This is a genomic window from Streptomyces sp. NRRL S-1022 (genome assembly GCF_000720135.1).
Taxonomy (GTDB): Bacteria; Actinomycetota; Actinomycetes; order Streptomycetales; family Streptomycetaceae; genus Streptomyces.
Map to the genome: position 1 here is coordinate 1 of NZ_JOIU01000062.1, position 5,045 is coordinate 5,045.

The 5,045-nt window shown below is 76.0% G+C and carries 4 protein-coding genes; all 4 read right to left on the minus strand.

Annotated features, from left to right (window positions below):
* The coding region (locus IG05_RS0140555; RefSeq protein WP_030349117.1) for a lantibiotic dehydratase at nt 1-2,055 on the minus strand (2,055 nt) is incomplete at its 3' end.
* An 11-nt stretch (nt 2,056-2,066) separates the two neighbouring features.
* Nucleotides 2,067-2,327 (minus strand): acyl carrier protein, encoded by a 261-nt coding sequence (locus tag IG05_RS0140560; protein ID WP_030349118.1) that lies wholly within the window; start codon nt 2,325-2,327, stop codon nt 2,067-2,069.
* A 119-nt stretch (nt 2,328-2,446) separates the two neighbouring features.
* Entirely contained in the window at nt 2,447-3,394 is a 948-nt protein-coding gene (locus tag IG05_RS0140565; RefSeq protein WP_030349119.1) for a pyridoxal-phosphate dependent enzyme, read from the minus strand.
* Entirely contained in the window at nt 3,391-4,917 is a 1,527-nt protein-coding gene (locus tag IG05_RS0140570; protein ID WP_030349120.1) for an amino acid adenylation domain-containing protein, read from the minus strand. Before IG05_RS0140570 ends, IG05_RS0140565 begins: the two co-directional genes overlap by 4 nt.
* Nucleotides 4,918-5,045 lie beyond the last annotated feature (128 nt).

Here is a 5,045-nt window from a genome sequence, read left to right on the forward strand (position 1 = left end):
GGTGTCGCGCCACTGCCGGGCCCGGACGAAGCGCCGGGCCTCGCTCTTGTCGTCGGCGAACGTCAGCGCGGAGCCGGCGAACCGCCAGCTCTCCCGGGCCACCGTCATCCGGTCGATGGTGACCCGCGGGGAGTGGTCGGCCTCCGGCAGAAGCCGGAACCGGTCCGTCACCAGCGTGGTCAGCACGTGCGCGAACACCTCCACGACCGGGAACACCGCGCCGTCGGGCAGCACCACGCAGAGCCGGCCGTCGCGGTGCTCGACGACCGCGTCGGCGCTCGGCACGGTGCGGTCCCGGAACGGGTCCGCCGTGTTGTCGAGGAGGGCGACCTGGTAGTCCCGCGGCCGTACCAGCGCGTGCCGGATGCGGGCGGAGAGCCGGGACTTGTGCTCCTTGGGCAGCAGCGGCATCAGCCGTGGCGCCGGGTGGTCGCGGTCGGTGCGGTCGAACAGCTCACGGGGGTCGGGGTGCTGGTTGACGAACAGCTCGTTGCCGAGCGTGTTGGCGGCCAGGTGGAGTTCGCCGAGGGTGAGGTGGAACTCGCCGCGCTCGACGGCGGCGGCGTCGTCCGCGGCGATCATCACGTCCGGGCTGATGTACCGCGCCGCGGTCCAGCCCGGCGCGGTGGCCGGTCCGAAGACCTCCGCCACCCGGCCGGCGATGTCCGCGCCGGCGACCGTGACGCGCCGCACCCCCGCCGAGGCGGGGAGGATCCGCTGCCAGCGGCGCTCGAACTCCGCCTGGAGGCCGGCGGCGTCGGCGGCCGCGGCCCCGTGCAGGACCGGCATGCAGGCGAACCAGAAGGCGGCCAGGTCCACCGCCCGGCCGGGTCCGGCGTCGGCCCGCAGCCGCTCGTACACCTCGGTGACGCGCTCCGTCACGCGGCCGGCCAGCGCCGAGCACAGCCAGGAGGCCGCGGACATCAGCAGGTCGAGCGGGGCCAGCGCGGCCAGTACACCGCTGCCGAGCGTCACCCGGGCCGCGCGGCGGCTGTCCGAGTAGACCACGGCGCGGCCGGGCGCCGTCGTGGCGCTCTTCTCGCGTTTCGCGGCCGCGTCGGTCACCCGCTGGAACGTCTGCTCGACCGAGGTGAGGGCCGCGACCAGGCGCTCGGGGTCCTCGCCCGCCGCCCGGACGGCCTCGACCGCGCTGTCCAGTTCGTCCACCCGGGCCAGGGCGGCGGCGCGCAGCGCCGGCTCGCCGATCCGCTCCAGGCAGGCGCGCAGCCGGCGGTCGGGCCGGATGTCCGCGGGTACGTCCAGCCGCCAGGTGATCCAGCGCAGCCGGACCAGTTCGGCGAGCAGGGCGGGCACGTCCGTTCCCGGGCCGAGCTCCTGCTGGAGGGCCGGGACGGAGCGGGTGCCGTCGCACAGGCGCAGCAGCCGCAGCGTCTGCGGCGGCACCGGTCGCGGCGGCCGGGCGGGGAGCCGTACGGCGTTCTCCTCCAGCCGTACGAACGGCACCCGGCGGGGCGCCGTCCAGGGGCGCACCGCCGGGTCGGCGTCGATCTCCCGGGCCAGGGCGTCGACCGACCAGCTGGACCAGAACACCTCCGAGGACGCGGTCAGCCCGGTGCCCGGCTCGACGGCCACGCCGGCCCGGGCGGTGTCGAAGGCGCCCCAGCCGACCGGTCCGAAGAAGCCGATGGTGTCGTTCTTGACGCAGAACCGCTGCCAGTAGTGCGCGACCAGCTCCTCGCGCTGGCGTTGCTTGAAGGTGCGGCCCGCGGTCGCCGGCGACCAGTTGAGGAACGGCCGGATCGCCGAGTCGAGCACCCCCCGGTTCTGCCAGGCGACCGCCGCCCGGAACGGCCCGGAGGCGGCGATCTGCTGCGCGCTACCGGCCGCCCGCTCGGCGGCCTGCGTGAACTCTGCCTCGAAGGCCTTCCAGGCCGGGCCGGACAGGGCGTCCCGCGGCCCGAACTTGTCCGCTGCCGCGGCCAGGCCCTCCGGCGCGAGCCGGAGCACCCCGTCCGCCGGGAACCCCGCGCCGCGCACCGCGACCTGGTCCCACAGGCGCCAGCGGCCGCTCAGAGAGACGGATCCCTCGTGCATGCCGGAGCCCCCTAGGCCGACGCGGGAGCGAGGGACAGGTCGTCGACGACGACTTCCGCCAGCTCGGCCGGGGACGGGTAGGTGAAGACCAGGGCGACGGCGATCTCGGCGTCCAGCAGTTCCTGGAGACGGTGGACGATCTGGAACGCGGCGAGCGAGTCGCCGCCCGCCTCGAAGAAGTCACTCGTGGCGTCGAGGGTGTCGTCGCCGAGCGTCTCGCGGTAGTAGCCGGTGATCAGGCGGGTGAGTTCGGCGGTGTCGGTGATGTTCATGGCCCGTCCTTCTTCGAAGTGGTGTGGCGAGTGGTGTGTGGGAAGTGGGGGTGGGAAGTGGTGTGGGCAGGGACAGAGGAGACAGGGGGCAAGGGAGAGGGAAGACGCGGCCCGGCCGGTCAGCGGCCGGTGCCGACGTACGCGGACCGGGCGGCGCCCAGGGCCGCTGCGCTGTTGCCGCCGGAGACGACGACGGCGCTGCGGCCGGGCAGCCCGAGCCGGAGGGCGCCGGCCAGGGCGGCCGCGCCGCTCGGCTCGGCCGGGATGCCGGCGCGGTGCAGCAGGGCCATCGCGCGGAGCACGGCCCGGTCGCCGACACCGATCAGCTCGTCGACCCGGTGCCGGACGATCGGGAGGATCACCTCGCCCGGCCGCTGGCCGCGCAGTCCGTCAGCCACCGAGTCGCTGGGCGGCACCTCGACCGGACGGCCCGCGGCGAGGGAGCGGGCGTAGCGCCGGGCCCGGTCGGGCTCCACACCGATGATCCGGACCGTGCTGCGCAGATGGGCGGCGGCGAGGCAGACGCCGGCCAGCAGGCCGCCGCCGCCCACCGGTACGAAGACCGCGTCGAGGTCGGGGGCGTCCCGCAGCACCTCCAGACCGACGGTGCCCTGCCCGGCCACCACCAGTTCGTGGTCGGAGGAGGGCACCAGTGCGGCCCCGGTACGGACGGCGAGGTCCTTGGCGTACCGGTCGCGGTCGGCCACCCCGCCGGGCACCCGGACGACCCGGGCGCCGAGCGCCCGGATGGCCGCTTCCTTCGCCTCGGCAGCGCCGGCCGCCATCACCACCGTCACCCGGACGCCCCGCGTGCGGCCGAGGGTGGCCACCGCGATGCCGTGGTTGCCGGAGGAGCCGGCGACCACCTCGTCGGCGTCGAGCGCGAGCATCGCGTTGGCCGCGCCGCGGAGCTTGAACGACCCGCTGTACTGGAGGTGTTCGGCCTTGACCAGCAGTCCGGGCAGCGCGTCGGGGCGCAGCAGCGGGGTGCGCCTGACATGGGGTGCGATCCGGTCGGCGGCGGCCGGGACGGCGGCCGGTGCGATCCGGGTGTCCGCGGCCGTCATGACACGGGCTCCGGCTGGGGGGCGCGCAGTGCCCGCCGGTCGGCCTTGCCGCTGTGGGTGACGGGCAGGCGCTCCAGCCGGGTGAACCGCCTGGGCATCATGTGCGGGGGCAGGGTGCGGGCCAGGAAGGCGCGCAGCTGGGCGTCGGTGGTGTCCGCGAGCGGGCCGGTGACATGGGCGCCGAGCCAGGTCCGGCCCCGGTCGTCGGTCTCGGCGGTCACCACCGCGCCGGTGACCTCGGGGTGGGCGAGCAGAGCGCCCTCGATCTCGGCCGGGTCCACCCGGTGGCCGCGGATCTTGATCTGGCGGTCGGCCCGGCCGAGGTACGTGAGGGTCCCGTCGGGAGCGCGCCGGGCGAGGTCGCCGGTGCGGTACAGCCGTGCGCCGGGCGGCCCGTACGGATCGGGCGGGAACCGGTCGGCGGTCAGAGCGGGCCGCCCGCCGTAGCCGCGGGCCACGCCCGCGCCGCCGATGTGGACCTCGCCGGTCCGCCCGTCCGCGACTTCGCGGCCCTGCGGATCGAGCAGCCGTACGACGGTGCCGTCGATGGCGGTGCCGACGGTGTCGGCGGAGGTGTCGGGGTCGGCCGGCACCTCGTGGCGGGTGGAGGTCATGGTGCACTCGCTGGGCCCGTACTGGTTGACCAGTCGGCCGCCGACCAGCGCACGGCCGCCGGCGGCGAGGAAGGGGCGCAGCGACTCGCCGCTGGAGCAGACCAGGCGCAGGGAGCGCAGCCGCTCGGCCGCGCGGGGCGACTGGGCGAGGAAGCCCAGGAAGGAGGGAGTGGTGCTGAGGAGGGTGTCGACGCCGTACTCGGTGACGGTGTCGGCGAAGGACTCGGCGTGCAGCAGCCGTGAGCGTTCCACCAGGACGACGCACCCGCCCGCGGCGAGCGGGGCGAAGGTGTCCCGGATGGAGGCGTCGTAGCCGGGCGGGGCGAGCTGGAGGGTGACGGTGCCGGGGCCGAGGGAATTGTCGCGGACGACGGCGCGCAGGTACGTGTCCAGGCCGCCGTGCTCGATCAGGACGGGATGGGGCGCACCGGTCGAGCCCGAGGTGTGGCTGACGTAGGCGAGCGAGCGCGGGTGCGGGGTGCCGAAGGCGGCCGGCGGCGGGCCGGCGGCGGGGAGCCGGTCGACCAGGACGGCGGGCGCGTCGACCAGCGGTCCGAGACGGCCGGCGAGGGCGGCACAGGTGATCAGGTGGGCCGCGCCGCCGCCGGACGCGAGCGCGGCCAGCCGCAGGTCGGGCAGGCCGGTGTCCAGCGTGAGGAACGCCCCGCCGGCCCGGACGACCGCCGCGGTCGCCACCACGGCGTCCACGCCGGGGGGCAGGGCCACCGCGCAGACCCGCTCCGGTCCCACGCCGTGGGCGACGAGACGGGCGGCGAGCCGGTCGATCCGGGCGGCGAGTTCGCCGTAGCCGGTCGGGCCGTCGGCGGTCAGCACGGCGGGGGAGCGGGGAGCGCGGTCGGCGTGCGCGCGGATGTCCTCGACGAAGGTTCTCGGTGCGGGGGCGGTCATGCCGGCTCCCCGGGAGCGGTGCTCGGGTCGACGGCGACGAGGCGGAGTTCGCTGGTGTAGCGGTGGCCCTGGTCGTCGGTGAGCCAGGTCTGTTCGGGGGTGGGGAGCATCTCGGTGACGGTGAGGCG

Excerpts from the sequence above, each read along its gene's own strand:
- IG05_RS0140560 (WP_030349118.1), bottom strand. The coding sequence starts at position 2,327 with ATGAACATCACCGACACCGCCGAACTCACCCGCCTGATCACCGGCTAC.
- IG05_RS0140565 (WP_030349119.1), bottom strand. The coding sequence starts at position 3,394 with ATGACGGCCGCGGACACCCGGATCGCACCGGCCGCCGTCCCGGCCGCC.
- IG05_RS0140570 (WP_030349120.1), bottom strand. The coding sequence starts at position 4,917 with ATGACCGCCCCCGCACCGAGAACCTTCGTCGAGGACATCCGCGCGCAC.